General features: G+C 49.8%; 25 protein-coding genes. 16 read left to right on the forward strand and 9 right to left on the reverse strand.

The window, feature by feature from the left end; all coding sequences use genetic code 11:
• Positions 1-49: 49 nt before the first annotated feature.
• On the forward strand, positions 50-568 hold the full coding sequence (locus JUB14_RS05045; protein ID WP_207504673.1) for an acyl-CoA thioesterase: 519 nt from the start codon (positions 50-52) through the stop codon (positions 566-568).
• A 27-nt stretch (positions 569-595) separates the two neighbouring features.
• Here JUB14_RS05045 and JUB14_RS05050 read toward each other — a convergent pair whose 3' ends face one another.
• Entirely contained in the window at positions 596-1,207 is a 612-nt protein-coding gene (locus JUB14_RS05050; protein WP_207504679.1) for a TIGR04282 family arsenosugar biosynthesis glycosyltransferase, read from the reverse strand.
• A gap of 201 nt (positions 1,208-1,408) precedes the next feature.
• Here JUB14_RS05050 and JUB14_RS05055 point away from each other — a divergent pair, with 201 nt between their 5' ends.
• A complete protein-coding gene (locus JUB14_RS05055; protein WP_207504681.1) occupies positions 1,409-1,777 on the forward strand; it encodes a RidA family protein in 369 nt (122 codons plus the stop codon).
• 126 nt (positions 1,778-1,903) lie between these two features.
• Positions 1,904-3,439, forward strand: coding sequence for a glutamate--tRNA ligase (gene gltX, locus JUB14_RS05060; protein ID WP_207504683.1), 1,536 nt, complete (start codon positions 1,904-1,906; stop codon positions 3,437-3,439).
• 684 nt (positions 3,440-4,123) lie between these two features.
• Here the strand turns inward: gltX and JUB14_RS05065 are convergent.
• Entirely contained in the window at positions 4,124-4,552 is a 429-nt protein-coding gene (locus JUB14_RS05065) for a hypothetical protein (RefSeq protein ID WP_207504685.1), read from the reverse strand.
• Positions 4,553-4,744: 192 nt separating this feature from the next.
• Positions 4,745-5,848: a Fic family protein gene (locus JUB14_RS05070; RefSeq protein WP_207504687.1), complete on the reverse strand. Its 1,104-nt coding sequence runs from the start codon at positions 5,846-5,848 to the stop codon at positions 4,745-4,747.
• 359 nt (positions 5,849-6,207) lie between these two features.
• On the opposite strand from JUB14_RS05070, the gene JUB14_RS05075 reads away from it, so the two are divergent.
• From JUB14_RS05075 to JUB14_RS05085, 3 genes are all read left to right on the forward strand, one after another.
• On the forward strand, positions 6,208-6,456 hold the full coding sequence (locus tag JUB14_RS05075; protein WP_207504689.1) for a hypothetical protein: 249 nt from the start codon (positions 6,208-6,210) through the stop codon (positions 6,454-6,456).
• A 51-nt stretch (positions 6,457-6,507) separates the two neighbouring features.
• Positions 6,508-7,287, forward strand: a complete 780-nt coding sequence (locus JUB14_RS05080) for a TIGR00266 family protein (protein ID WP_207504691.1) — start codon at positions 6,508-6,510, stop codon at positions 7,285-7,287.
• A gap of 220 nt (positions 7,288-7,507) precedes the next feature.
• Positions 7,508-8,278, forward strand: coding sequence for a DUF547 domain-containing protein (locus tag JUB14_RS05085; RefSeq protein WP_207504693.1), 771 nt, complete (start codon positions 7,508-7,510; stop codon positions 8,276-8,278).
• Between the two features lie 37 nt (positions 8,279-8,315).
• Here JUB14_RS05085 and JUB14_RS05090 read toward each other — a convergent pair whose 3' ends face one another.
• Positions 8,316-9,188 carry an AraC family transcriptional regulator gene (locus tag JUB14_RS05090; RefSeq protein ID WP_207504695.1) on the reverse strand — a complete coding sequence of 291 codons (873 nt, stop codon included), beginning with the start codon at positions 9,186-9,188 and terminating at the stop codon, positions 8,316-8,318.
• Positions 9,189-9,496: 308 nt separating this feature from the next.
• Between JUB14_RS05090 and JUB14_RS05095 the strand changes: the two genes are divergently transcribed.
• The 6 genes from JUB14_RS05095 (at position 9,497) to JUB14_RS05120 (ending at position 18,457) form a co-directional block, all read left to right on the forward strand.
• On the forward strand, positions 9,497-10,348 hold the full coding sequence (locus JUB14_RS05095) for a sugar phosphate isomerase/epimerase family protein (protein WP_207504697.1): 852 nt from the start codon (positions 9,497-9,499) through the stop codon (positions 10,346-10,348).
• A 111-nt stretch (positions 10,349-10,459) separates the two neighbouring features.
• Positions 10,460-11,581 (forward strand): Gfo/Idh/MocA family oxidoreductase, encoded by a 1,122-nt coding sequence (locus tag JUB14_RS05100; protein WP_207504699.1) that lies wholly within the window; start codon positions 10,460-10,462, stop codon positions 11,579-11,581.
• Positions 11,582-11,937: 356 nt separating this feature from the next.
• Complete coding sequence (locus tag JUB14_RS05105) at positions 11,938-15,705, forward strand: PVC-type heme-binding CxxCH protein (RefSeq protein ID WP_207504701.1); 3,768 nt, start codon at positions 11,938-11,940, stop codon at positions 15,703-15,705.
• A gap of 107 nt (positions 15,706-15,812) precedes the next feature.
• Complete coding sequence (locus tag JUB14_RS05110; protein WP_207504703.1) at positions 15,813-16,793, forward strand: arabinan endo-1,5-alpha-L-arabinosidase; 981 nt, start codon at positions 15,813-15,815, stop codon at positions 16,791-16,793.
• Positions 16,794-16,905: 112 nt separating this feature from the next.
• Positions 16,906-18,042 (forward strand): sensor histidine kinase, encoded by a 1,137-nt coding sequence (locus JUB14_RS05115; protein ID WP_207504705.1) that lies wholly within the window; start codon positions 16,906-16,908, stop codon positions 18,040-18,042.
• Positions 18,029-18,457: a response regulator gene (locus tag JUB14_RS05120; protein WP_207504707.1), complete on the forward strand. Its 429-nt coding sequence runs from the start codon at positions 18,029-18,031 to the stop codon at positions 18,455-18,457. Before JUB14_RS05115 ends, JUB14_RS05120 begins: the two co-directional genes overlap by 14 nt.
• 62 nt (positions 18,458-18,519) lie before the next feature.
• Here JUB14_RS05120 and JUB14_RS05125 read toward each other — a convergent pair whose 3' ends face one another.
• The 3 genes from JUB14_RS05125 to JUB14_RS05135 all read right to left on the reverse strand — a co-directional run bounded on the left by JUB14_RS05125 (position 18,520) and on the right by JUB14_RS05135 (position 20,885).
• Positions 18,520-19,029, reverse strand: coding sequence for an MOSC domain-containing protein (locus JUB14_RS05125; protein ID WP_207504709.1), 510 nt, complete (start codon positions 19,027-19,029; stop codon positions 18,520-18,522).
• A 4-nt stretch (positions 19,030-19,033) separates the two neighbouring features.
• On the reverse strand, positions 19,034-20,137 hold the full coding sequence (locus JUB14_RS05130) for a DUF3500 domain-containing protein (RefSeq protein WP_229367528.1): 1,104 nt from the start codon (positions 20,135-20,137) through the stop codon (positions 19,034-19,036).
• Positions 20,138-20,198: 61 nt separating this feature from the next.
• Positions 20,199-20,885, reverse strand: coding sequence for a 3-keto-disaccharide hydrolase (locus tag JUB14_RS05135; RefSeq protein ID WP_207504711.1), 687 nt, complete (start codon positions 20,883-20,885; stop codon positions 20,199-20,201).
• Between the two features lie 271 nt (positions 20,886-21,156).
• On the opposite strand from JUB14_RS05135, the gene JUB14_RS05140 reads away from it, so the two are divergent.
• Positions 21,157-21,663, forward strand: coding sequence for a hypothetical protein (locus JUB14_RS05140; protein ID WP_207504713.1), 507 nt, complete (start codon positions 21,157-21,159; stop codon positions 21,661-21,663).
• Between the two features lie 118 nt (positions 21,664-21,781).
• Here JUB14_RS05140 and JUB14_RS05145 read toward each other — a convergent pair whose 3' ends face one another.
• Entirely contained in the window at positions 21,782-22,348 is a 567-nt protein-coding gene (locus JUB14_RS05145; RefSeq protein ID WP_207504714.1) for a hypothetical protein, read from the reverse strand.
• A gap of 288 nt (positions 22,349-22,636) precedes the next feature.
• On the opposite strand from JUB14_RS05145, the gene JUB14_RS05150 reads away from it, so the two are divergent.
• Positions 22,637-22,909: a DUF4242 domain-containing protein gene (locus tag JUB14_RS05150; protein WP_207504716.1), complete on the forward strand. Its 273-nt coding sequence runs from the start codon at positions 22,637-22,639 to the stop codon at positions 22,907-22,909.
• An 89-nt stretch (positions 22,910-22,998) separates the two neighbouring features.
• Here the strand turns inward: JUB14_RS05150 and gdhA are convergent, their stop codons facing one another.
• Positions 22,999-24,339 carry an NADP-specific glutamate dehydrogenase gene (gene gdhA, locus JUB14_RS05155; protein ID WP_207504718.1) on the reverse strand — a complete coding sequence of 447 codons (1,341 nt, stop codon included), beginning with the start codon at positions 24,337-24,339 and terminating at the stop codon, positions 22,999-23,001.
• 279 nt (positions 24,340-24,618) lie between these two features.
• Between gdhA and JUB14_RS05160 the strand changes: the two genes are divergently transcribed.
• Complete coding sequence (locus tag JUB14_RS05160; protein WP_207504719.1) at positions 24,619-25,368, forward strand: DNA-formamidopyrimidine glycosylase family protein; 750 nt, start codon at positions 24,619-24,621, stop codon at positions 25,366-25,368.
• Between the two features lie 322 nt (positions 25,369-25,690).
• Positions 25,691-26,407, forward strand: a complete 717-nt coding sequence (locus JUB14_RS05165) for a polysaccharide biosynthesis/export family protein (RefSeq protein ID WP_207504721.1) — start codon at positions 25,691-25,693, stop codon at positions 26,405-26,407.
• Positions 26,408-26,420 lie beyond the last annotated feature (13 nt).

Genomic DNA, 26,420 nt, shown 5'->3' on the forward strand with positions numbered 1-26,420 from the left:
TAAACTTCCACAAAATAGGGTGTCGCTTTTTTAATTTACTATTGCTACTATGCTCAAACCTAAATTTGCCTACGAGTCAGAGGTAACGATGACCGAGATGGTACTTCCCAACGATACCAATACCCTCAACAACCTCATGGGCGGTCGTCTACTGCACTGGATGGATATCTGTGCGGCTATCTCGGCCCAGAAACACTCCAATCGCATCGTCGTGACGGCTTCAGTTGATAACGTGTCTTTCTCCGAACCTATAAAGCTGGGGAATATTGTAACCATGAAGGCCAAGGTAACACGGGCCTTCAATTCTTCCATGGAGGTGTACATAGAGGTATGGGCGGAGGATATACCTGCGGGCAGGCGTATGAGTACCAACCGCGCCTTCTATACCTTCGTAGCCGTAGATCAGAATGGACGCCCCATAGAAGTACCTGAGCTGAAGGCTGAAACCGACGAGGAGAAAGACCTGTACGCTAGTGCCCTGCGTCGACGTCAGCTGCGTCTGGTCCTGGCTGGCCGTATGAATCCGCAGGATGCTACGGAGCTGAAAGCCCTTTTCGAAATGGAGTAGCCTCTATGGAATAGCCCCTATGGAATGTCAGGAGCGGCTGAGGAGCCGCTCTTTAGCCTGTAGGTAGTCATCCCACTCATCTATGTCGGAGAGCGTTTCCAGGAGCTGGTACCGGATGCCTTGCTGCTGGAGTCTGGATACCGTCTGGTCAAGTAGCTCCGGCTGGCTCCATGGCATATCGTTAAACAAGGTTTTGTGGAGCCGGGTCATGCCCAATAGGTAATACCCTCCGTCGGTAGAGGGACCCAGTACTACCTCAGTACTCTGGAGGGCATCCAAGGCTTGTTGCAGGTGATGTGAGCGGAGGTCCAGGCAGTCGCTGCCGATAATAACTACCTGCTCGGCTCCCGCCGCAAACTGCTCCCGAAAGGCCTCCTGCATCCTGAGGCCCAGATCGCCCTCCGTTTGCAGGGCTTTGTTATAGCCATTCCACAGGTCATCATCATTTATAAAATCACCATAGTACACCGTGCGGCGCAGGTCAGCCGGGGGGAGAGCATCCGTGATGCTGCGGGTGTAGTCCAGCAGCTCGCGGTACACTTCTACGGCTTGTGTGTGGCCTACGGTTTTGGCCACCCGGGTTTTAACTTTTCCTTCGATTGGGTTTTTTACAAAAATAATCAGGGCGTTGAGCGGCATATTTTGGTAATTTTGCGGACTGGTAGCTATTAGTAGGTAGTTGTTAGCAATTAGCTCAAATAGCTACCTTATTTCTAACAAGCTGTTTATAAATAGTTTTTAATATAGTAGTGGAAACAACTTCTAAATCTATTTGTAGAACTATTATTGCAACTAAAAATCAACATACTAACTGCTAATACCTAAATTCTAACAGCTCCTATGGCAAAAGAGATCATATTTTCGGAAAAAGCCCCGGCCCCAATCGGCCCCTACAGCCAAGCCGTAAAAGCCAATGGCGTCCTGTACGTATCCGGTCAGATCGCTCTTGAACTGGCTACCGGCGGTGATGTACAAGCCGAAGCCCGCAAGGTAATGGAAAACATCGGACATATCCTGCAGGCTGCCGGACTGGACTACTCCAACATAGTAAAGTCGAGTATTTTTCTGAAGAATATGGATGATTTTGCAGCCATCAATGAGGTATACGGCAGTTTCTTTACCAGTGAGCCTCCTGCCCGTGAAACGGTACAGGTAGCCCGCCTGCCTAAGGATGTCAACGTAGAGATCTCGGTAATAGCCGTTGAGTAACTACCTCCGGTACCGTCCATTCATAACTTACCTTTAAATAAATATAGTAGGATGTTAACTATACGGTTCAGGAATGACCCCCATCTGAGCTAATAACTAACTCCTAATAGCTAACAGCTATAACCAATGAGTCAACCAAACGTTAGAGTACGATTTGCCCCCAGCCCAACCGGAGCGCTACACATAGGTGGTGTCCGGACGGCCCTTTATAACTACCTGTATGCCCGTCAGCAAGGCGGTCAGATGTTGCTCCGGATCGAAGATACCGACCAGAACCGCTACGTACCTGGTGCGGAGGAGTACATTCTGCAAGCACTGGAATGGGTTGGTATTCAAATTGACGAAGGCCCGCAGCAGGGTGGTCCGCACGCGCCGTACCGCCAGTCGGAGCGTAAGGAGATGTACCGCGAGTACGCCGAGCGGCTGATCCGGGAGGGCAAAGCCTACTATGCCTTTGATACCGCCGATGAGCTGGACGCCATGCGTAAGCGCCTGGAAGCGGCCAATGTACCCGCCGCGCAGTACAACGCCATTACGCGCCTGCAGATGAAAAACTCGCTGACGCTCCCGGCCGAAGAAACCAGGCAGCACCTTGAAAGCGGTGAACCCTACGTAATCCGTATCAAGGTACAGCCCAAGGAGGATATTCGCTTCAACGACCTCATCCGGGGCTGGGTAGCGGTACACTCCTCACAGATTGATGATAAGGTACTTCTCAAGTCGGACGGTATGCCTACCTACCACCTGGCCAACATCGTCGATGACCACCTGATGGGCATAACCCACGTGATCCGGGGTGAAGAGTGGCTGCCTTCGGCGCCACTGCACGTACTGCTGTACCGGTACCTGGGTTGGGCCGATACCATGCCGCAGTTTGCGCACCTGCCCCTGCTGCTCAAGCCCGACGGCAACGGTAAGCTGTCCAAGCGCGATGCCGATGCGGGAGGCTTTCCGATATTCCCTTTGGAGTGGACCGACCCTAAGTCCGGCGAGAAAGCACTTGGCTTCCGGGAAGAAGGCTACCTGCCCGAGGCTACGACCAACTTCCTGGCCTTCCTGGGTTGGAATCCGGGTACCGAACAGGAGCTATTCACCATGGACGAACTGATCCAGGCGTTCAGCTTTGACCGGGTACACAAGGCGGGAGCCCGCTTTGACATACAGAAGGGCAACTGGTACAATCAGCAGTACCTCAAGCAGCAGGATGACGCTGCGCTGGCCCGTGAAATCCAGCCGCTATTCACTAGCAAAGGCATCCAGATCACCGACGAGCAGGCTACCAAGATTGTGCACCTGCTCAAAGAGCGCGTCCACTTTGCTAAGGAGATTGTGGATGAGTCGGCCTTCCTGTTTAGTTCGCCCGAGAGCTACGATGAAGCCGTCGTATCCAAGCGCTGGAACGAAGAGGCGTTACGCGCCATCGGTGGTTTTCGCGATGCGCTGAGTACCTACGATGGAGACTTCACCGCTGATAATATCAAGGAGGTACTGCACCATACGCTGGAAAGCCTGGGTATCAAAGCGGGTAAAGTGATGCAGGCCCTGCGCCTGGCCCTCACCGGAGTAGGAGCCGGCCCCGACCTGATGATTACGATGGAGATTCTGGGTAAAGAGGAGGTGATCAAGCGTCTTCAGAACGCCATTGATCGTCTGCCTGCTTAAAGAAAGCTAGTTTAGATTATAGAACAAAGGCCCGGACTTGTCCGGGCCTTTGTCATTAAGAGCCAGGCTCTGTGTAAACTACCTCTGATTATGTAGTAATGAAGAGGATGATCTTGTATAGCAGCCTAATGGAGTCACTTTAAATAGGCAGGGATATAAAATAATTTAATTGATACCTATAATTCATATTTTTGATATTTCATTTCTTCGTTGCACGCCAGATGAGTCGGGAGCTTACATACCAAAGGCATAAGGCTGTACCTGCTATAGGTACCTGCTATAGCTAGATGATACAGTAGTATAACCCACCAAATTAACTGATCTAATTCCCGACTGAACAGCAAGTCGACTATTCCTTTTATGGGAAGGAATAGTAGTACGGACATTAGTATATAAACAATAATCAGGACAGGGAATGAGATAAATGAAATGAGGATGAGTGTAATGGCTTTTCTCTTTGTCTTTTTAAAGAATAGTAAGGGAACGCCAATGATTACTGCCATAATGCACAGCAGCGTATAGAGGATTGCTCCAAGAAAGGGACTAATTATCATAATACAGGGCTTAATGCTACAAAATTGTAAATTCCTAGTCTAATCCTTTCCTATGATGTTCTATCTGAGTCGAAACTCATCTCCATTACAAAAACATGCTAATAGTAGTTGAGAAGGAATTATAAGGCATTTAATCAGTTTCAATGGAAAAATCACGAGCTATTCCCTTATCATCAAACTTGATGATAAGCATTGTAGGATCCATAAGGCCGTCTTCCACCCTATATTTCAGTACTGTATCAGGTTGTGAATGCGTGCGAAAGAATTCATTTATGGCATCTGTTCTTTCATCAGTACTACTATAAATACTTGTATTCAAAATTGAGTCAGGTACAGTCATGCCTTTCGGAAGATTTGGTATTACGCCCTCATAAAAAGGTTTACCTAACAGATTCACAATCCGCTGCCTGCTTAACCCTGGCTGCAAATGATGCTTTACAAATTCATACATCATTTTGGCCCTTGGACTGTAGTTGTACTCTTGCTCTTCCTCATCATTAGAGCAAGCTGTGAGTAATAGGGCTAGTAGTAGTAAGTAGTTAAATAAATATCTTTTCATACAAGGGAGTGGCTGCTGCTGTAAACTAAAGCCAAAATAAGGCCAATGCCAAAGGGAGAGTGGCCGCCTGGGAATAACTGATAGCTGTTGCTGTTGATAATCAGTTCGATTTGTCGCTGGTAGTTAATTATGATTTTATCCAACGGTATGAATTAGGTCTGGGGGGAGGAGAGAGGCCGCAGTGTCTCCTTGTTACTTCAGGGTAGTTAATCGATAGCTGGTACTGCGTCCGCCGGATTCCTCCTTTACCAATACCTCCTGCTCTACCAGTGCCTGTATGTCGCGAAGAGCTGTATCCTGTGAGCACTTAGCGATTTTAGCCCATTTAGAAGTAGTAAGCTTTCCTTCAAACCCATCGAGTAGTTTGTTGAGCATATATTTTTGTCGGCTATTGATTTCTTTCTCTTCCCAGAGAGTCCAGTACCTGGACTTGTTGATAACAGTCGCAAGTACGTCCTCAGTAGCCGTAAGGGCTCTGTCGAAGCAGGTCAGAAACCAGTGCAGCCAACCCGTAATATCAAGATCTCCTTTCTGTGTCTTTTCCAGGATGGTGTAGTAGGCATTACGTTCCTGCCTGATCTGAGCTGACATACTATAAAATCGCTGCGAACTCCCATCCGACCGCGCCAGTAACATATCGGCCAGGGTACGGGCGATACGTCCGTTACCATCTTCGAAAGGGTGAATGGTAACAAACCGCAGGTGCGCTATGGCAGCTTTCAGAACCAGGTCCAGGTTTTGTTCTTCGTTAAACCAGGTAATAAATTGCTCCATTTCCGCAGGAACATATTCCGAAGGTGGAGCCTGAAAATGTACCTTTTCCCTACCCAGCGCTCCGGATACTACCTGCATGGGGCCGGTGGAGTCATCGCGCCATCGGCCTACGTTTATTCTATACATACCGCTCCAGCCGCCCGGAAACAGAGCGGCATGCCAGCCGAACAGACGCTCCTGGTTTATTGGCTCATTGAAACGTTGGGTCGCATCCAGCAGCATTTCGACTACGCCATCTACGTGCCGGTCGGCTGGAATTAGTCCCCCAATGTCCATACCCAGCTTTCGGGCAATGGAGGAACGTACCTGGTCGGGGGCAAGTATTTCTCCCTCAATCTCACTGGTTTTTATGACTTCGAGAGTTAGCGTTTGCAAAACGGCCTCATCCCGTAGCGAAAAGCCCAGACTCTCCATTCGCCCTACTAGCTTTCCCTGCTTATGCCGGACTGCCGCCAAAAGCTGGCCTAAGGCTTGGCAGTCCCATTGGAAAAGTGGCCAGTTTGCTCTCTGGTAGATATACATAGCTATTCACCGTATATTTTGCGGTGAATATAGCTTTTATTCACCGCATAGTCAAAGGCCGGGTTACGATTTATAGATGTCCGTAAACTATACCTTAGCTGTCCTTCGAGCCCACCCATCTGCCGCAGTGGCGACTACCCGATCGCTAATCACTCCTTAGCTTCCCCAACCATCCGCCTACCCAAAATAACCAGGTATAGGTCCGTAGAACCGTTTACTGAAATCGGATTGCCATTCGGCTCGGGGGGATGTACTTTCGTAAAGGGTGGCAGGTTTTTTTTATAGGTAACTACCAACATAGGTACTTACATTTGGGTGAAGTACTTCATTCAGCTTGAAACCACTTAACAGCAACGATTATGGCTAAGAAAAAGCAGAACGATCCTGATAAAAACGAGAACGAAAAGCCAAGGGTGCACAAAGACCTGGAAGGATTTGATATCCAGATCAACACCTTTGGCGAGATCAACACCAGCTACGATATGGATAAGATCAATGAGTTTCTGAACAAAAATGTAGACGACAAGAAACTCCGGGATCGGGACGATATACCCGGCCGCAAAACGCGGAAATCAAAGCGCAAGGCTGATGAGGATGAAGAAGAGTAGGATTTAAATAGAAGTAGCTTCCAGACTATAAACCACTAACCTAGTATACGAATGACCTCACACGAGATTGACTACAAAATAATCGGAGAAGATATCCAGATCGTAGAGATAGAGCTGGACCCTAACGAAACCGTGATCGCCGAAGCCGGTGCCATGCTGTTTATGGAAGATGGCATCCAGTTTGAAACCAAGATGGGCGACGGCTCACAGGCCAACCAGAGTATCCTGGGTAAAGTATTCCAGGCGGGTAGCCGCCTGCTGACGGGTGAGTCGCTGTTTATGACGCACTTTACCAACCGGGGGTACGGCAAGCGGAAGGTAGCCTTTTCGGCGCCCTATCCGGGTACGGTCATGCCCATTGACCTGAGCAAGATCTACGGCAATGAGCTGATCGTGCAGAAGGATGGCTTCCTATGCGCGGCCATGGGTACCAGCATGAAGATCCACTTCAACCAGCGTATCGGTTCGGGTATGTTTGGCGGCGAAGGATTTATCCTGCAGAAGCTCCGTGGCGACGGAATGGCTTTTGTTCACGCGGGTGGGGTAGTGATCGAACGCCAGCTCAACAACGAAACCCTGCGGGTAGATACCGGCTGCGTAGTAGCCTTTGAACCCTCACTAAACTTCGATATTCAGCGCTCAGGTGGCCTCAAATCCATGGTGTTTGGTGGGGAAGGTATGTTCCTGGCCACGCTACGCGGAACCGGCCGCTGCTGGATCCAGTCGATGCCAATCTCCAAACTAATCGATCGCCTGGCCGTGGGTGGAGCCAACTCCCGCAAAGAAAGCGGATCAGTACTGGGTGGACTGGGCAACTTATTTGAAGAGTAATACCAATCCTTGTATTTCCTGACAGAATCCCCGGAGAGTAGTCATGCAGGCTGCTTCCGGGGATTCTGTTTGTTATGCTCTGCTTCTAAATTTTAGGGCTCACCACATCCATACTACCAGGATATGCGTATGTTGTACATAGAATGTTAGACTGTGGGAGAAAAAAAGTAGTTTTATCTCCCGTATTTTAAAAATTTGATTTGCTATCTGAAAAAATACCATGAACAATCTCACTAAATTACTTTTTGGCGCTTTTACGCTATTTCTGATCGCCTGTGGCACCTCGGCCCCTGCGTCGGATTCCGCACCGACCGATGTCAGCCACGCCATCTGGGACCGGCTCCTGAAAAAGCACGTTGATAATAAAGGTATGGTAGATTATGCGGCCTTTAAGCAGGACCGCGCGGAGCTAAAAAAGTACCTGGACCAGCTTAGTAAGAATGCTCCCAACGAAAAGACATGGAGCAAGGATGAGCAGCTGGCTTACTGGATCAACGCTTATAACGCCTATACCATTGACCTGATCCTGGAGCACTACCCCCTGAAAAGCATTAAGGATATAGGGTCAACGATTAAGATTCCTTTCGTTAATACTCCTTGGGATATCAAGTTTATAGAAATAGGAGGGCAGAAACTGGACCTCAACAACATTGAGCACGGCATCATCCGGAAGAAATTTAATGATCCACGTATTCATTTTGCACTGGTGTGCGCGGCGGTATCCTGCCCGCCCCTGCGCAACGAAGCCTTTACGCCCAAAGACCTGGACAAGCAACTCGACGATCAGGGGAAGCGCTTCCTGAACGACCCGAAGAAGAACATAGTCTCTCAGAATAAAGCCAGCCTGTCCAAGATATTTGACTGGTACGGAGGCGACTTCAAAGGCGGCATGTCCCTAAGAGAATGGGTCAACAAGTACGCCAATACTGACCTGAAAGAAGGAGGCTCTATATCCTATATGGATTATAACTGGGCGCTTAATCAGCAATAACCTAAATTTTATCCACATCCATTAGCCCCACATAGGCCTATACAGGTATGGTGTAGGCCTTCTTATATTCACGCGGTGTCTGACCCGTAATGCGCTTAAAATGCCGGTTGAAGTTGGACAAGGTATCAAAGCCGCTTTCGTAGGCAATTTGTGAAATACTCCACTTATCTTCCAGCAGTAGCTTGCAGGACTGCCCGATCCGGATCTCGCTCACAAAGTCGGTAAATGTCTTGTTGGCGCGGGTCTTGAAGTAACGGCAAAAGGCGGCTTCGCTCATACCGGCCAGCGAGGCCACTTCGGTGAGCCGGATCTCCTGCCGGAAGTTCTGCATCACGTAGTCGTGTACCTTCTGCATCCGCTCGGTTTCGGATACTTTATGCGTATTGACATAGCCATAGCTGGTAATAGGAGTGCCTTCCACACTATGTGCCAGTTCGTCGAGCAGGGCCAGGAGCCGAAGTATCCGCTGCAGACCATCTAGGTGGAGCAGCTCCTGCAGTTCGGTCCGGATGCGTTGCCGAGCGGTACCTACGTACTGAATCCCCCGCTTTGACTCTTCCAGAATCTGCCCGATGGGGTGCATTTCGGGGCGGTCAAAAAACTCTTTCCCCAGAAAATCTTCCTGAAAGTACAGGACTATGCCGTGCGTAGTCAGATCGATCCCTTCTTCAAAGTACCAGGCATCGCTGCGCCAGAGGTGAGGTACATTAGGCCCCAGAAACACCGTATCGCCCGGCTCAAAAGGCGTAATAGAGTCACCAATAAACCGGGTACCCGTGCCCTCCATGACCGTAAAGAGCTGGTAGTGGGGGTGAAAGTGCCAGTTGGGGTCAAAATGGCGCTCCCGGAGCTCCTGAACGGTAAATGATCGGACCTGGCTTTCTATGGTTTTGCGTAGCGCGGACTTCATCTGGCTAAATTTTATCTAAAAAATTGGCGATTCTTCTACATAAAGTCAAAATACAGTCAGAACTAATCAATACCAGAAAAGTTTCTGGTATTTTTTTATCGTAAAATTGTACTCTGCTTCTGGTAGCTGTTAGGGGCCGGGTAGTTAGCGTTGGCTTTTACTACTCAATCATGGGTAACAACCTGGCAGTACCATAACTAACTCAGGATAGATGATCTACTGAGATGACGAAGAAAGAGGAGTAATGCACGTAATGACTATCAGATAAAACTTATCAGCTAACCCCTGATACCTACTAGCTACTACTAATGAAATACAGCATGAACCTCCTCCTGTGGGGAACCCAGGTGGATGAAAGTCTCTTTCCTACCCTTGATCTTATAAAAGAAATTGGCTTTGAAGGGGTAGAGGTACCCATCTTTAACCCGAACCCGGATGCCTGGCACAGCTGGCGCAAAAAGCTCGACGATCTGGGCCTGCACCGCGAAGCCGATACTTTCTGCGGCGCCGACACCAACCTGATTAGTCTGGATGTGGCCGTGCGTGACCATGCTCTTGAGTACCTGAAGCGCTGCGTGGACTGTGCCGTTGTACTGGGAGCTAGCAAGCTCATGGGACCTTACCACTCGGCACTGGGATTATTCACCGGAGGCGCGGCCACTACGGATGAGTGGAAGTATGGGGTAGAAGGCATCCAGAAACTGGCTGACTATGCCCAGAATCAGGGTATTGTACTAGGTATGGAGTACCTCAACCGCTTCGAGATGTACCTGACGAGCTGCGGCGACGAGTTGACCCGCTTCGTGGATGAGGTCAACCACCCCAACTGCCAGATCATGTTTGATACCTTCCACGCCAACATCGAAGAGAAAAACATTGGTGACGCCATCCGGAAGATGGGCGACCGCATCGCTTTCATCCAGCTTTCGGAAAATGACCGCTCTACGCCGGGTAAAGGCAATGTAGACTGGGATGGAGTATTCAAGGCCATTGGTGATATCAACTACGACGGCTGGCTAAGCATTGAAGCATTTAGCCAAAAACTACCTGCCGCTAATATCTGGCGTAAGATGTTCGACTCGGAAGAGCAGCTCATGCGTGACGGCCTGGCCTTTATTAAGCAAAAGGTCAGTGAGCACCTATCAGTGGCCAGTGTGTAGATAAGATTGAATGAGGGAATGAGTGAGTGGCTGAGGTACATTGCTCTTTTCACAACCAGATTCGGAATTATTAAAACCTAATAGCTAACAGCTAATACCTATTAACTACTAATGAAAAAGATCAACATAGCCATCGTAGGACTTGGCTTTGGGGCAGAGTTTATCCCCATTTATCAGCGTCACCCCAATGCCAACATGTACGCCATCTGTCAGCGGACCCAGTCAAAACTGGATGCCGTAGGTGACGAATTTGGTGTGGAAGTACGTTACACCGACTACGATGAGCTACTGAAAGACCCTAACGTAGACGCCGTACATATCAACTCACCCATCCCCAACCACGCCGAGCAAACCCTGAAAGCCCTGCGGGCAGGTAAGCACGTAGCCTGTACAGTACCTATGGCTACCTCCGTGGAGGACTGTATGGAGATCGTGAAGGTATGTAAGGAAACGGGCCTGAAGTACATGATGATGGAAACCGTGGTATACGCCCGCGAATTCCTGTTTGCCAAAGAACTATACGAAAAAGGAGAACTTGGTAAGGTTCAGTTCCTGAAAGCAAGCCACCAGCAGGATATGGACGGCTGGCCTGACTACTGGCCGGGTCTGCCTCCCATGCACTACGCTACCCACTGCGTAGGTCCCGTGGCCGGTCTGCTGAAGCTGGAAGCGGAGTACGTATCCTGCTTCGGCTCGGGTACTATCCGTGAAGAGCTGGCCCAGATCCACAACTCACCCTTCGCAGTAGAGTCGGCGCACATCAAGTTCAAGGACAGTGACCTGTCGGCTTATGTGTACCGTTCGTTGTTCGATACGGCCCGCCAGTACCGCGAGAGTTTTGAGGTATACGGCAGCAAGAAGTCTTTCGAGTGGCCTCTGATCGAGGGTGAAGATCCCGTAATCCATACGGCTAAGAAGCCCGAGCACGAAATACCTGAGCGTGTAAAGACACCAGACTACGCCCACCTGCTGCCCGAAGAGATTCGTCAGTTTACCGGGCATGGGGTATACAACCTGGATGACAACGCCCACCTGTCGTTTGTACAGGGAGCCGGTCACGGTGGTTCGCACCCGCACCTGGCGCACGAGTTCCTGACTGCCCTTGTTGAAGACCGCGAGCCATTCCCGAATGCCTGGCAGTCGGCTAACTGGACCAGCGTAGGTATCCTGGCGCACGAGTCGGCTATGCAGGGTGGTAAGCTGATCCAGCTACCTGATTTCAAAAACGCTTAATAGTCCTGAGCAACCGGAACGTATGTTCCGGTTGCTCTATATCCTATATCTCTGATATTCAATATGCTTTGGGCAGGAGAATGTTACCCGGAGATACTTTTGATTTAAGAGAGTGCTTTTAACTCTAGCTACCTGCTCTGCCTTTGGGTAGGGCTTTGGCTCTTAATCCAGTGAATATTAGTACTAACCTCGGCTGAAAGGGCAATAAATAACGGGGCATCAGGGTTGTATCCAGGGCCTTAAAGACTATACACGCCACTATAACTCATTACCTGCTTCCTTACCCAAAAACGGAAGTACACCACCGGCGAATAGCTGGTATTCTTAATGTAAGCAACAGAAAAACCTAGTTCATAATGAAGAAGATTGCTCTATCTTTTGGATTGATGCTAGCCTCCCTGCTCGTAGGGTGTGCGGTGCAGCAATCCGCAAAAACTGGCAGCATGGCCCAGGAGAAAGCAGTGAAGCCGCGGCGTTTGGAGGTTCTATTCCTGGGAGATAACGGTCACCACCGTCCCATTGATAGAGTTCCAGCCATCATGGCGGCACTGGGTGCCAAAGGCATCAACTTTACCTATACCGACCGCCTTCAGGACCTCAATCCTGAAAACCTTAACAAGTACGACGCGCTGATGCTGTACGCCAACTGGGATTCCATTGGCAATCCGCAGGCGCAGGCGCTATTGGATTTCGTAGCTTCCGGCAAGGGATTCCTGCCTATCCACTGCGGCTCGTACTGCTTCCGCAACAACGCCGAAGTAGTAAAGCTGATCGGTGGACAGTTCTGGCGCCATACCTGGGATACTATCCAGCCCGTATGGACCCGGCCTGACCATCCGGCTATCGCGGGTGTAAAGCCTTTCAAAACCGTTGACGAAACCTACCTGCACACTCAGCTTCAGCCTGATAACGTGGTCCTGACGGAGCGGATCATTGGTGCTGACCAGGCCAAAGACAAGCCCGGACAAACGAAGGAGCCTTATACATGGGTACGTACGCACGGAAAAGGTCGCGTATTCTATACAGCCTACGGCCACGATGAGCGTACTTGGGGACAGCCTGAGTTTCATAATCTGATTGAAAAAGGAATCCTGTGGGCGGTGAATGACGAAGCTCGTAAAGCACACGAGGCCCTTAAGCCACAGCCATTTGCCTACCGCGAGGCTAAGCTGCCTAACTACGAGCAGCGTCCCGGTCCTCAGTTGCAGCAGTTGCCTCTCTCACCTGAGGAGTCGGTGAAGCACATCCAGATACCCGTTGACTTTACCCTGGAAGTATTCGCGCACGAGCCGGATGTTGTTCACCCTATCGCGATGTCGTGGGATGAGCGTGGCCGCTTGTACGTACTTATTACCAAAGACTACCCCAACGAGCGCAAGGATACTGGCGGTAGCGACTACATCCTGATCTGTGAAGATACCAACAAGGATGGCAAGGCCGACAAATTCACCCGCTTCGCCGAAGGGCTAAGCGTACCGACAGGTATGGTATTCGCTAATGACGGATTGATTGTATCACAGGCTCCGCACATGCTGTTCCTGAAGGATACCAACGGCGACGATAAGGCGGACGAAAAGAAGATTCTGTTCAGCGGCTTTGGTACCTTCGATACCCACGCCGGACCTTCTAACCTGCACTATGGCTTCGACAACTGGATCTATGGTTCGGTAGGATACTCGGGCTTCAAGGGCAAGTTTGGCGACAAAGATTCACTCAACTTCGGACAGGCGCTGTTCCGTTTCCGTCCCGACGGTTCGGATATGGAACTGATGACGCGTACTTCCAACAATACCTGGGGACTAGGCTTCAACGAAGCTGGTGATCTCTTTGGCTCTACGGCTAACAACTCGCACGGCTGGTACATGGCTATTCCGCACCGCTACTTCGGCGAGAGCCGCGTAGACAACGGTAGCCGCAGCACAGATACGCACAAGGATATGAAGCCTATCACGCCTAAAGTACGTCAGGTGGATGTATTTGGCGGGTTCACGGCGGCGGCTGGTCATAACTTCTATACCGCCCGCGCATTCCCTAAGAAGTACTGGAATACCGTAGCCTTTGTATCAGAGCCTACGGGACACATTCTGCACCAGAACATAATGGTGAAAAATGGTACTGACTACGAAGATACCGATGGCTTCAACCTCCTGGCTGGAGCCGACGAGTGGGTATCCCCTGTATTTGCGGAGGTAGGTCCCGACGGAGCCGTATGGGTAGCTGACTGGTATAGCTTTATTATCCAGCACAACCCAACGCCTAAAGGCTTTGACAATGGTAAGGGTAACGCCTACGACACTGACCTGCGTGACTACACCCACGGACGTCTGTACCGCATCGCGTACAAAGGAGCCCCCGCCTATACCCCGATCATGCTGAGCAAGAGCCGTCCTGAAGAGCTGGTAGCTACGCTGAAAAATACGAATATGTTCTGGCGTCGTCACGCCCAGCGCCTGCTGGTAGAGCGCGGCAACACCGATGTAGTACCGCAGCTGGTGGCTCTGGTAAAAGATAACTCCGTAGACGAAATAGGCTTGAACCCGGCAGCTATCCACGCTCTGTGGACCCTGCAGGGACTGGGAGCGTTGAAAGGACAGGACAACGAAGCCCTGAAAGCGGCTACGGCGGCCCTGAAGCACCCAAGCTCGGCCGTTCGCAAAACGGCTGTACAAGTACTACCTCGCAATGCCGCTACGGCACAAGCTCTGATGCAGGCCAATGCCCTTAGCGATAAGGAGCCTCTGGTAGTACTGAATACGCTGCTGGCCTTTACCGAAACACCGCTGACTCCTGCCATTGAGAAAGCCGTACTGGCCCGGATGGAGCAGTCGACCGAAGCGGATGACCGCTGGATGCCGGATGTATTTGCGGTAGCCATGAATTCCCACGGAGGTAAGCTACGTCAGCAGTACCTGGCTGGCCGTAAAGCCAAGGCTTCTCAGGCAAGCAGCCAGAAAGCTTCGGCCAAGGCAGGTATGGATCACAGCAAGATGGATCACTCTGCTCACCAGGCTAATAAGCCTGCGGCAAGTCTGGTACAAGGCAGTGCTGAGTTGGCTATTACCAACATCACCATTGAGCCAGGCCACCCGTATGTACGTGAGTACGCCCGTGTCGTAGTAGAGATCACCAACCAGGGTAGTGTAGCAGTACCTGCTGATGTAGTACCCGTGGTGAATGTAGAAGTACGCGGCGGCGGATTGAACATCAACTACATCAGCAAGAACCTGAACAAGGGTATCGCTCCGGGTGAGACTATCAAGCTTTCCGAAGGAAATAACGGTCCATGGCGGGCTAACTTCGGCTTTACTGCCGAGCAGGCCGGTAAAGTACAGGTAACAGCCGTGATTGACCTGGATAACGTAGTAGCCGAAAAAGATGAGAACCGCAACAACCGCCTCTCCAAGAGCTTTGACGTACGTCGTCTCGACAAGTTGTCAGACTTTGCTCTCGAGCGCACCGCCCGCAGCTATGCTTCTTACGCCTCGGCTGATTCGGTACTGGCTCTCCTGAATACCGCGCAGGCACTCGATGCCGACGGAAGACTGGCCATAGTGAAAGGAGTAGTAGGAGGCTGGAATGTGAAGCGTAAGGAAGTAGGTACAGAGGCAGCGCGCACCATGCTGGCCAGCCTCAAGAAAGAACTACCTGACGATCTGAGCCAGCGCATGAGCGGCCTTCTGGAATCATTCGGCATAAAAGATGATGTAGCCTCTGACCCGAATACACAGGTGGTACACATCAAGGCCGTACGTGAGGAAATGAAGTTTGACAAAACAGCATTTACGGTAGTGGCTGGCAAGCCCGTGGAAGTGGTTTTCGAAAATCCTGATGCCATGCAGCACAACTTTGTGCTGGGTAAGCCAAAGACGCTGGAAATAATCGGAGCGGCTGCTGACAAGATGATCACGGCTAAGGATGGTGCTGAGAAGAACTACGTGCCTTCTATACCGCAGATCATTGCGGCTACGCCACTGGTAAATCCCGATCAGACCTACCGTTTGAAGTTCATGGCTCCTTCCGAGCCGGGCAGTTACCCATTTGTGTGTACATTCCCTGGTCACTGGCGCCTGATGAAAGGTGTTATGACCGTCACCAAAGAGCAGGCTATGAATACTTCGAAATAGTATAAGTAGTATATAAATTCAATCGTTTGGACAGCTCCCGCTTTCGCTCATTTTGGGTAGAGGCGGGAGTTTTTTTATTTAATTACATATATACACTACGAAACCCCATGAGGAAGCTTTACGCCCTAACTCTGCTGCTTCTTGTAGCCGCGGGTACCCTGAGGGCCCAGTCTACCGCCATACCTGTCCATGATCCGGTGATGATTAAGCAGGATAGCCTGTACTACCTGTTCTGTACGGGCCGTGGCATTGCTGTCTGGTCTTCGCCCGATATGAAAGAGTGGAAGAAGGAAAAACCCGTATTCGAAGAAGCACCGGACTGGGCTGTGAAGGCGGTACCGGGCTTCCAGCGCAACCACATCTGGGCACCGGATATCTCATACCACAATGGTACCTATTACCTGTACTACTCTATATCGTCTTTTGGTAAGAATGGCTCCTGCATTGGTCTTGCCACCAACAAGACCCTGCACCCTGATAGTCCCGACTACCGCTGGATAGACCATGGTAAGGTCGTGGAATCGGTACCCGGCCGGGACAACTGGAACGCCATTGACCCGAACCTGATCCGGGATGAGGAGGGGACGCCGTGGCTGGCTTTTGGCTCTTTCTGGGATGGACTCAAGCTGGTAAAGCTGACGGACAATGCCCGGGCCATTGCTACCGATCCGCAGCGCTGGTATACGCTGGCCAGTCGCAGAGCCAAGAGCCCTACGGACTCCCTTGCTGGGAACACCGCCATTGAAGCCCCATTTATATTCAAGAAGGGCAACTACTACTACCTCTTCGCATCGATAGACTTTTGTTGTAAGGGAGAAAACAGTACCTATAAAATGATTGTCGGGCGCTCAGAGAAGCTAACCGGCCCCTACCTTGACAAAGCCGGAGTTGAAATGACCAAAAGCGGAGGTACCCCGCTCCTGCAGGGCAACAAAGACTGGCATGGTGTAGGGCACAATGCCGTATCTACCTTTGATGGAGCAGACTACCTGATCTTCCACGGGTACGACGCCCAGGACAAGGGGCGCTCCAAGCTACGGATCGAGCAATTAAGCTGGGACGAAGCGCAGTGGCCGGTAGTGAAGTAGCTGATACATAGCTGACTTATGACGTACACTAAGTGTGGATGGGGGCTTGTCAGGAATGTCGGAAGTAATATGTACTTTCGTAACTTTATATGAAAGCTCGTATCCCTTGCTCATGAATCAGCTAACTGATTTTTTCTCTAAATTATTCAGTACCTCCGACTGGCCTCCGCGCTGGTACTGTGGTACCTGGTCAGATTTTCACGGCTGGCTTTATATTATTTCAGATCTTACCATCTGGCTGGCTTACATGTGCATACCTGTTATTTTACTACGATTTGTCATAGTAAAGCGTGGGGTGCCGCTTAGAGGCGTATTTTGGTTATTTGGGGCGTTTATCCTGCTCTGTGGCCTTACCCATTTAATTGATGCCGTCATATTCTGGGTGCCTATTTACCGGATCAGCGCTTTGATTCGTTTTCTGACTGGTGTGGTATCTATCGGGACGGTAATTGCCATGATAAAATACTTTAATGATGCCGTAGGTCTGCGGACTTCCCAGGAGTATGAGTACGAGCTGAAGTACCGCCAGAAAGCCATGCAGGCACTGGAGCGGTCCAATGAAGAGCTGAAGCAGTTTGCTTACGTAGCCTCGCATGACCTGCAGTCGCCTCTGAAAACCATTGAAGGGTACCTGGGACTGCTGGAAAGTAAATACAAATCAGAACTGGATGAGTCAGGACAGAAGATAATACAGACTACCGCTAACTCTGCTCACCGGATGCGTGACCTGATCAATGACTTGCTGGAGTTTTCGCAGGTAGGACTGGGGCAGGATCTGACGAATGTGGATCTGAATAATGTACTGGGCGAAGCACTCGAGGAGATGGAGCAGGAAATAAATGAAAACAAGGCGGATATTACCGTCGGTAAGCTCCCCCAACTGCGGGCTTCACGGACAGATATGAAAAGAGTTTTTCAAAATCTGATATCTAATTCTATAAAGTATAGTCGCAAAGGGATACGTCCCGAAATCCATATATCTGTTCGTGAGAAAGCTTTTGAGTGGGTATTTTCGGTAAGTGACAACGGAATCGGTATTGACGAGTTATACTTTGAAAAAATATTTCAGGTATTCCAAAGGTTACATGCACGCAATGAATACCCCGGTACGGGCGTTGGATTAGCAACGTGCAAAAAGATTGTCGAAACTCATAACGGCAAAATTTGGTTAAATAGTGAACCAGGGAAGGGAAGTACTTTTCATTTCACAATTCCCAAAGACCTTAAAACAATACATGACTACGAATAACAAACTGAGGTGTGTCCTGTTAGTGGATGATGACCCGGACGATAACTTCCTGCATCAGATCGTGATCAAAGAAAGCGGGATGAGTCCAAAGGTAGTAGTCGCTGAAAATGGCGAGGTGGCCTGGCATTATCTGACTACTTCCTGCCAAAAGACTGAATTCGATAAGCCGGATGTGATCTTTCTGGACATTAATATGCCCCGTATGAATGGCTTTGAGTTTTTGTCTTTGTACAAGACGCTGGCGGATGATCTGCGTGCAGGTACTAAAGTAGTCATTCTGTCTACTTCCTCTCATCCGCATGATTACGAAAAGGCTCTGTCCATATTCCCGGAGATACATTACCGGACCAAGCCCCTTACCGAAGAAATGCTCCTGAATATCCTGAACGGAGAGTCTTCGTTTTCAAACGTGTAGGTAAATAAAGAGCATCTAATCATTAACTATATCAAAAAGGAGCCCGCATGCGGGCTCCTTTTTTAGCTTTTATCCTTTACTACCTCCACCGGATCACCTACGCGTATATTCCCTTCGTGTAGTACCCTGGCCGTAATGCCGCCGTGCTGTCGCATGGCATTGTAGCCTCCGGTACCCAGTAGTTCCTCCATACGGCTGCAGGGGTGGCATTCGCCGGTGTATTCCAGTACAGCTTCCCCGATCCGGAATGTCTTATCCTTCAGGGCCAGCAGGTTTATTCCTTTGACGACCAGGTTACGTCGAACCAGCGCCGGGTCCAGGCTGTCCATACCCATGTAAGAGGCAATGGCCAGCAGGTGTTCGGCCTGGATGAGCGTGACCTGGCGCTTGCTATCCGGGCGGCCCTTGTACCGGTCGCCATCCAGACCGGTGCCAATGCGGGCGTAGGTCTGCTCAATGGTATTGACGGGCTGCCGCTGGGCCGGACGCACCCCCATCCAGACTACGCGCCCAGGCTGGGCGTACTGCTGCATGAGCTGGTATAAGGGGGAGGACTCGGGCAGATTGGCCATAGGATTATTTTTTGTGCTGGGCTTCGTAGTGCTGGCGCAGCAGATCATCCCCAAAGTCGTTGGTCAGATCGCGCACTACGGTATGAACATGGTTAGCGTTATCCTGCGTATTGTCAAACTCAATCAGGAGCGTAGGGCCGTGAATACGGTAGTAATGGCCCTGGCCTTTTCCCTTGATGGGTTCGGTATCACCGATCCAGGCGAAGTAGATGTTGTCCATGCCTGCTTTTTTGAGCTGTTCCATTTGCTGATTTTTCAGCGTAACGTGGTAGCGGTTGAGGTAGGTACCAATGAGTTGACGGAATAGCTCCTGCTGCGCAGCGGTCATGTCCTTCATAGCAACGCCCTCAAAGTTTGATAGCTTGCCCGCTGTGCGGTCATTGGCAGTAAACATTTCCCAGGGCGACTTATTACCCAGAATTACCTGTTGCCGCTGTGCGTCGGTCAGTGAGTTTAGGAGCTGAAAGCCCAGATCTTCCTCTTCTTTCAGGACCCGACGGCCTTTCTGAGGCATATCTACCAGCACATGGCCCGGGTTGGAGCCTAAAAAGCTGGGCGTGTAGCTGAGTTGGCCGGTTACGGAAGAGAAGTGCAGCGATATATGGTGGCCTTCGATACGCCAGCTCCAGGGCTCTTTGCCGCCCGGCGTACCAAATACCAGAAACGAGTAGTTCTCGGGGTCGCGGCGGGTGTCATTGGGCGGACGATTCTCTACAACCCGCAGTACATTTTCGAGGTCTATGATTTCATTAACCTTGCGGTAGCCTTCGTCGCTCATCATGACTTTTACCATACCCATAGCCGCGGTACGCTGTTTGTCGGTCATGTGCTTCAGGGCCAGTCCTTTTCGCTCGCGGGGGACAAAGTGCCAGTCAAACCGCAGGGGATCTTCAAAGGCCAGTTGGGTCTGCTTGATCTGACCAGCATCCAGTGTACCCAGAAAAGCTTTGACCGCTTTGGTCATCTGCTGAGTAAGCGTCTCCTTCTTGCTGGGAGTATCCACTCCGGGAATATCCATTCGGGGAGCCGCTTTTACCAGACAGATAGGTGCTACGAGCAGCAGAAGCAGGATGCGTGAAAATAGAGTGACTAAGGTAAGATTGCGCATAGGTCAGGGAAGTTAGGGAAATAACAGCTAGTACCGTGTAGACTAACCACGGTTTAATAAATTAAAGAGTGCGTATCCGGATGTTACGGTACCAGGCTTCGTCACCGTGGTCCTGCAGGGCTATATGGCCCTTGGCATGTGGCTGGGCGTAGGGCCAACTGGCAAATTTACTCTTAGCTACGGTAGCTTTCCAGGCGTCAGAGCCGTATTCGTATTCAACCACTTTCTCACCATTTAGCCAGTGTTCTACGTGTTTATCTTTTACAATAATGCGCCCTTTGTTCCACTGGCCGGCGGGTTTGGCTACCTGTTTGGCGGGAGCGTACATATCATAGTTAGCTCCGGTCTTTTGCTTATCGTTGATCTTTACCATCTTGCCGCCATCGTTGAAAGGCGGGTACCCTTCATCGTCAATGACCTGGTACTCCGGGCCTGAGTAGTAGGTTGGGTTTTTGGCGTCTTCAGTGACTTTATAAATAACTCCACTATTACCCTTGGGAGCTACCCTGAATTCAAACTCCAGTTCAAAATCTTCGTATTGCTCATTTGACACCAGGTCTCCGCTACCGCCGTGGGTCATGAGAGATTCTCCCATCACCATCCAGCCCTTTACCCCGCCATCCTGCTGGTAGCTGTGCCAGCCTTTGAGTGACTTACTGTCGAACAGGCTTTGCCATTTACCGGGCTTCTGCGCCCAGACCGCCCCGTTTAGAAGACAGGCTAAGACCAGTAGATAGTATTGATTCATGAGGTTGATTGATAGGGACATTGTACATAATAATGTATCGTGTCAAAAGGAAGCTTCTGCCTGATTATACTGTTCAGGCTACGCCTGATAGCTGGTGCTGCTGACGCTGGTAAGCTCATGAAAAGCTTAGATTCTGGTTATTTAGTAAGCAATGTCTTAGAAGATTCCGCATCTGAGTACTTATTTCCTCATCGCTGACTTTGCCTTTCTGCCTATACGGGTTGGTTTGATTTTTTTCGGAATTATCGGGAGAATATAAGATATGAAGCGTATGAAAAAGATAACCTTACGAGCAGGAATGTTTATGTTCCTCACTCTGGGAGGGCTATTTACAAGCTGTAACTCAGGAGTAAAAAATGAAAGAGAAGAGCTAGCCGAAGCCCAGCAAGAGGCACTCGAAACAACCGATGAAGCCTATGATGAGCTAAGAAATGCTGATGAAAGAGAAGATATTGCTGAAGTCCGGGATGAACTGAAAGAGGCAAAAGCCAATCTGTCGGAGAAGCAGCGGTCCTATGTAGAGAAGATGCGCGACCGCCAGGAGAAAATCCAGAAACGGCTTTCCATGATGGATTCTAAAATAGCTTCGAGCAGCGGAGATACAAAAGATAAATGGGTTGAGCGACGTACCAAGCTCATGAGAGAGCGGGACCTGCTCCAGGCAAATCTGCTGGAAATGCAGCAACCCATGACCAGCGAGCAAATGGTAAGCGTAGAGAAGCAGATTGATGAGCTATTGAAGGCCATAGATACCGAACTAGCCACGAATACGAAGTAGCTATAAGTAGTATTATAATCTCGAAAGTACAAGTAGTTTCATATATCCACACCTAAGTAGTTAGAGTAGCAGGGGGAGCCATTTGGCTCCCCCTGTTTATTGTAGTAGTACCTTAAGATTAGGTCAGTCGTCGGGAGATCAGCGTCCGGACCAGCTCATAGAAGGGGTAAGGCTGCATGGTACGCCAGTTGTCCAGGTGTAGGGTGCCGCCAAAGTTCAGGTAGTAGTCCAGGCGATAACGCTTCCACTCGTGCTCCACATGGTCACGGAAGCCTACGGCCGCAATCCAGCCATCCTCCACATCCTCAAACCACTCCGCATAGTACTCATCGTCGGACCCGTGGAAGTTCATTATGTTTTCGCCGATCAGGATAAACTGGTTGATACCTGCCGCCACCAATTCGTCTACTACGTTCCGCTTGAAGTACATGATATCGTTGTGGAGAGTATCGTTCCATTCACCAAACAGCTCTATCACCGCAAATCTCCGGTCGTAATCCGCAAAAAGTATCTTTACATACAGCGTTTCGGAGCCAATGGTATCCCAAAGGGGATGTATATAGTACCCATAGATGTCGTTCTCGTAGTAGTTAAGGTTATACTCCCGACCATAGAAGGGCGATCTTCGGTCCCGACTGGATTCATAGTGTTTTTCCCAGTTATAAAAGGGCTCTATTTCTTGCATATTAACATCAATTCTTTTCAGTTAAAGATACAATCGCATAACAAAAAACATTCCCGCCGCGGCGGGAATAGAACCCCGTTTCTTCCTCCTGATTTTTACTTCTGAAACGGGTGTCAAAAAGGGAGCTACTACCTGAGTGATAGCGCAAAGGTACTTGTAGGTCAACCTGTTACCATTCAATAAGATTGTTGGTAACTGAACTGGATATATCTGTATATTTAGGTAGTTATTGAGGAGCTGCTTCCTGAATGCCTGTACCAGAGTGTGGAACAACTAAACCTGTAGATTATGCCAAAGTATATTATTGAACGCGAAGTAGAAGGGGTGGGCAAATCGTCGACCGAGCAGCTGAAAGCTGTTTCAGAGACTTCCTGTGGAGTACTAAACAAGATGGGACCCGAGATCCAGTGGCTGCAAAGCTACGTGACGGGCGATAAGATCTACTGCGTGTACATCGCACCTAACGAAGAGATGATTCGCGAACATGCCCGACAAGGTGGGTTTCCGGCTAACGCGGTAAGTGAGGTAGTGACTATTATTGATCCGACTACTGCCGAGTAAAGCCGGTTCTTCCCTTGGATGAGGAATGACAGCTACTAAGAGCCCAATCAACCGGCCACTCCGGTTGATTGGGCTACGCTATTTCATGGTTATACTACTCCCTGAGCCATCATGGCATCAGCTACTTTTACAAACCCGCCCAGGTTGGCGCCTTTTTCATAGTTGACGTAGCCATCTGCTTCGGTGCCATACTCTACACAGATCTGATGAATATCCCTCATAATTTCTCTGAGCCGGCTGTTTACTTCTTCCCGGCTCCACGAATAGCGCAGAGCGTTCTGCGACATTTCCAGACCGGATACGGCCACCCCGCCGGCATTAGAAGCTTTGCCTGGGGCATATAGTACCTTGGCCTCTCTGAATACCTGAATGGCCTCTGGCGTACATGGCATATTAGCGCCTTCGGCTACACACGTACATCCATTCTGTACAAGGGCTCGGGCATCTTCTTCGTTCAGCTCGTTTTGCGTTGCATCGGGGAAGGCAATATCACAGGAGATGCGCCAGGGACGCTCCCCTTCGAAGTAGTCACACCCGTACTTCCTGGCATACTCACTGATGCGCCCGCGTTTTTTATTTTTCAGCTCCATTATGTAGGCCAGCTTATCGGCATCGATACCCTTAGGGTCATGGATAAACCCGCTGGAGTCGGACAGGGTGACTACCTTAGCCCCGAACTGTATGCACATTTCGGCTGTGTACTGGGCCACATTGCCCGAGCCTGATATGACTACCGTCTTCCCTACTAAGCGTTCTCCCCGGGTTTCGAGCATATCCTCCGCAAAGTACACTACTCCGTAGCCGGTGGCTTCGGGTCGGATGAGGCTGCCGCCCCAAGTGGCCCCTTTGCCGGTAAGTACCCCCGTAAATTCTCCTTTGATGCGCTTGTACTGACCAAACATGTACCCTACCTCCCTGCCGCCTACGCCTATATCTCCGGCCGGTACATCCATGTCAGCCCCTACGTGACGGTACAGCTCGGTCATAAAACTCTGGCAGAACTTCATGATTTCAGTATCTGACTTGCCTTTGGGATCAAAGTCGGAGCCTCCCTTGCCGCCCCCCATGGGCAGGCCGGTAAGACTATTTTTTAAGACCTGCTCAAAAGCCAGGAATTTGAGAATGCTCAGGTTGACAGAGGGATGAAAACGCAGACCGCCCTTGTAGGGACCAATGGCGCTGTTCATCTGTACCCGGTAGCCCCGGTTGATCTGTACCTCGTTATTATCATCCAGCCAGGGTACCCTGAACATCAGCACCCGCTCCGGCTCTACCATCCGTTCCAGTATCTTGGCTTTCTTGTACTTCGGATTTTGTTCTATGTAGGGAATAACCGTCTCGGCCACTTCCTGCACAGCCTGTAAAAATTCCGTTTCGTGCTGGTTCCTGAGCTGTACCTTATCCAGGAACTCTTTCACAAGTGCATCCATTTATAGTCTTACGTTTAAGGAAGTAATCTTCATCCAGAGAGTAGTAGGAGTGGCTCAAAATAAAAGTATTTCCTGCTGTACCTAACGTCCGTCCTATTCAAAACAACTATTCCCAGGCTCCTTTTGATTCGGCTGCTTCTGCATTAGTAACTATTTCTTTACTTACAGCTGGCCAGCTTTGTAATCAGTATGTTGGATAACAGATTTAAAAACTGGTCTTTTTTATCTATACTTACCAGACTATAGCCAGTTGTACAACTAGTAGCCTTTTGCCAGACCATGCCCGAAGGACCCGAGATGGTTTTTCTGAAAGAACAAGTGGAGCCATTAATTGGGCAGGTGGTGGTACAGGCTCAAGGTAGTGACGTAGAGCTACTTCTTGATACCCTTAAAGGGCAGCGCCTGACCAGCCTAAGTACCTTCGGAAAGGAAATATTTCTGGGTTTTACTGACTGTACCATCCGTATTCATCTGGGCTTTTTTGGGAAGTATGCCATCAACGGAGTGGTAAACCGGGCGCTACAACTGGGACTTGAACTGGAGGAGGGAACGATAAACTTTTATGCCTGTAAGTACCGCGTGCTGCGGGAGCCCCTGGATGAGCTGTACGACTGGAGTACTGACATCATGAATCCTCTATTCGATACGGATCAGGCCCTCAGTAAGCTGTACCGCAAGCCTGACCAGCTCATATGTGATGCACTGCTGGACCAGTCTATAGTGGCCGGGGTAGGGAATGGCATCAAGAACGAGGCCCTGTTTCGGCAGCGGATTCATCCGGAAAGCCTGGTGGGAGAGATACCTGAACTGGTACTCAGAAAGCTGGTAGATGAATGTGTCAGGATCAGCTTTGACTACCTGGAGTGGCTACGGGAGAGGACAGAGGCAAGCCATTGGCAGGCGTATATGCGGAAGCAGTGCCCCCGCGACCATATCCCTTTACGGAAGGAAAACATCGGGAGGGCAGGGCGGCCCTGTTACTTCTGTGATAAGTGCCAGCGGCTGTACCTGCCTGGCAATATCTGGTAATGGCTATGCTCTCGGTGGTACATTGATAGTAGCTTACCCAACGACTATAACCCAACACGGCTGTGGCTGCTACCAGAACAGGAGGTCATATAGGAATATCTGAAGTATTGCCTTTCAGAATGATTGTAATACACTAGTTTTATATAGTTTTAGACAATAGTCATAAACATTTATAATATAATCGGTGGTTGTAATTGAAGCACTTGCTTCTGGCACCGAGTAGTACAGGTTAATACCGAATGCTTATATGAGAAAATTATGTACGGGAATCTTTCTTATTTTTATAATACTAATAGCAGCATGCAGACCTACCAGGAATCTTGTGTATTTTGATGATCTGGCTACAAAATATGATTACAAAGCTCCCATACAAAATATACCATCCATTCAGATCAAAACCGGGGACCTGCTAGATATTACGGTGAGTAGCGTCAATCCGGAGTCTAACGCGCTGTTTAATAATGGTATTATCGTGCCGCCGGGTACTCCTTATAATACCACTGCCGTGACTCCCCAGCTCACCAAAGGGTATCTGGTGGATCGGGATGGATTTATAAATTTTCCAGTAGTGGGAAAAGTCGAGTTGGCCGGGCTGACGCGTGAACAGGCCATCGATAAGCTGACTTCCCAGATAAGACTGGTCATAAAAACCCCCATTGTTAACCTGCGTTTTCTGAATTTCAGGGTTACGGTTATTGGCGAAGTCAAGAATCCCTCTACCTTCACGGTAGAGACCGAGAAGCTGAATGTACTGGAAGCACTGGGGCTGGCGGGAGACCTGACCGAATATGCCCGGAGGGACAATGTACTAATCATCAGAGAGACCAATGGGGAGCGGCTGGCTACGCGTTTCGATCTGAACTCTAAGGATATACTGGATTCTCCCTTTTACTATTTGCAGCAGAACGATATTGTATATGTAGAACCATACAGTCATATCAAGATTGCTCAGAGCGAGCCTGGCAACCGGTATATACCCATCTGGGCGGCGGCGATCTCAGCTTTTGCATTCTCCCTGATTACATTCTTTAATAGGTAATAACAGTCAGCTA

The organism is Telluribacter humicola, from assembly GCF_017355935.1.
GTDB classification, from domain to species: Bacteria; Bacteroidota; Bacteroidia; order Cytophagales; family Spirosomataceae; genus Telluribacter; species Telluribacter humicola.

Excerpts from the sequence above, each read along its gene's own strand:
- JUB14_RS05160 (WP_207504719.1), top strand. The coding sequence starts at position 24,619 with ATGCCCGAAGGACCCGAGATGGTTTTTCTGAAAGAACAAGTGGAGCCA.
- JUB14_RS05140 (WP_207504713.1), top strand. The coding sequence starts at position 21,157 with ATGAAAAAGATAACCTTACGAGCAGGAATGTTTATGTTCCTCACTCTG.
- JUB14_RS05045 (WP_207504673.1), top strand. The coding sequence starts at position 50 with ATGCTCAAACCTAAATTTGCCTACGAGTCAGAGGTAACGATGACCGAG.
- JUB14_RS05095 (WP_207504697.1), top strand. The coding sequence starts at position 9,497 with ATGAAATACAGCATGAACCTCCTCCTGTGGGGAACCCAGGTGGATGAA.
- JUB14_RS05135 (WP_207504711.1), bottom strand. The coding sequence starts at position 20,885 with ATGAATCAATACTATCTACTGGTCTTAGCCTGTCTTCTAAACGGGGCG.
- JUB14_RS05105 (WP_207504701.1), top strand. The coding sequence starts at position 11,938 with ATGAAGAAGATTGCTCTATCTTTTGGATTGATGCTAGCCTCCCTGCTC.
- JUB14_RS05120 (WP_207504707.1), top strand. The coding sequence starts at position 18,029 with ATGACTACGAATAACAAACTGAGGTGTGTCCTGTTAGTGGATGATGAC.
- JUB14_RS05115 (WP_207504705.1), top strand. The coding sequence starts at position 16,906 with ATGAATCAGCTAACTGATTTTTTCTCTAAATTATTCAGTACCTCCGAC.
- JUB14_RS05130 (WP_229367528.1), bottom strand. The coding sequence starts at position 20,137 with ATGCGCAATCTTACCTTAGTCACTCTATTTTCACGCATCCTGCTTCTG.
- JUB14_RS05055 (WP_207504681.1), top strand. The coding sequence starts at position 1,409 with ATGGCAAAAGAGATCATATTTTCGGAAAAAGCCCCGGCCCCAATCGGC.
- JUB14_RS05110 (WP_207504703.1), top strand. The coding sequence starts at position 15,813 with ATGAGGAAGCTTTACGCCCTAACTCTGCTGCTTCTTGTAGCCGCGGGT.
- JUB14_RS05090 (WP_207504695.1), bottom strand. The coding sequence starts at position 9,188 with ATGAAGTCCGCGCTACGCAAAACCATAGAAAGCCAGGTCCGATCATTT.
- JUB14_RS05050 (WP_207504679.1), bottom strand. The coding sequence starts at position 1,207 with ATGCCGCTCAACGCCCTGATTATTTTTGTAAAAAACCCAATCGAAGGA.
- JUB14_RS05125 (WP_207504709.1), bottom strand. The coding sequence starts at position 19,029 with ATGGCCAATCTGCCCGAGTCCTCCCCCTTATACCAGCTCATGCAGCAG.
- JUB14_RS05085 (WP_207504693.1), top strand. The coding sequence starts at position 7,508 with ATGAACAATCTCACTAAATTACTTTTTGGCGCTTTTACGCTATTTCTG.
- JUB14_RS05145 (WP_207504714.1), bottom strand. The coding sequence starts at position 22,348 with ATGCAAGAAATAGAGCCCTTTTATAACTGGGAAAAACACTATGAATCC.
- JUB14_RS05080 (WP_207504691.1), top strand. The coding sequence starts at position 6,508 with ATGACCTCACACGAGATTGACTACAAAATAATCGGAGAAGATATCCAG.
- gdhA (WP_207504718.1), bottom strand. The coding sequence starts at position 24,339 with ATGGATGCACTTGTGAAAGAGTTCCTGGATAAGGTACAGCTCAGGAAC.
- gltX (WP_207504683.1), top strand. The coding sequence starts at position 1,904 with ATGAGTCAACCAAACGTTAGAGTACGATTTGCCCCCAGCCCAACCGGA.
- JUB14_RS05100 (WP_207504699.1), top strand. The coding sequence starts at position 10,460 with ATGAAAAAGATCAACATAGCCATCGTAGGACTTGGCTTTGGGGCAGAG.
- JUB14_RS05065 (WP_207504685.1), bottom strand. The coding sequence starts at position 4,552 with ATGAAAAGATATTTATTTAACTACTTACTACTACTAGCCCTATTACTC.
- JUB14_RS05150 (WP_207504716.1), top strand. The coding sequence starts at position 22,637 with ATGCCAAAGTATATTATTGAACGCGAAGTAGAAGGGGTGGGCAAATCG.
- JUB14_RS05075 (WP_207504689.1), top strand. The coding sequence starts at position 6,208 with ATGGCTAAGAAAAAGCAGAACGATCCTGATAAAAACGAGAACGAAAAG.
- JUB14_RS05070 (WP_207504687.1), bottom strand. The coding sequence starts at position 5,848 with ATGTATATCTACCAGAGAGCAAACTGGCCACTTTTCCAATGGGACTGC.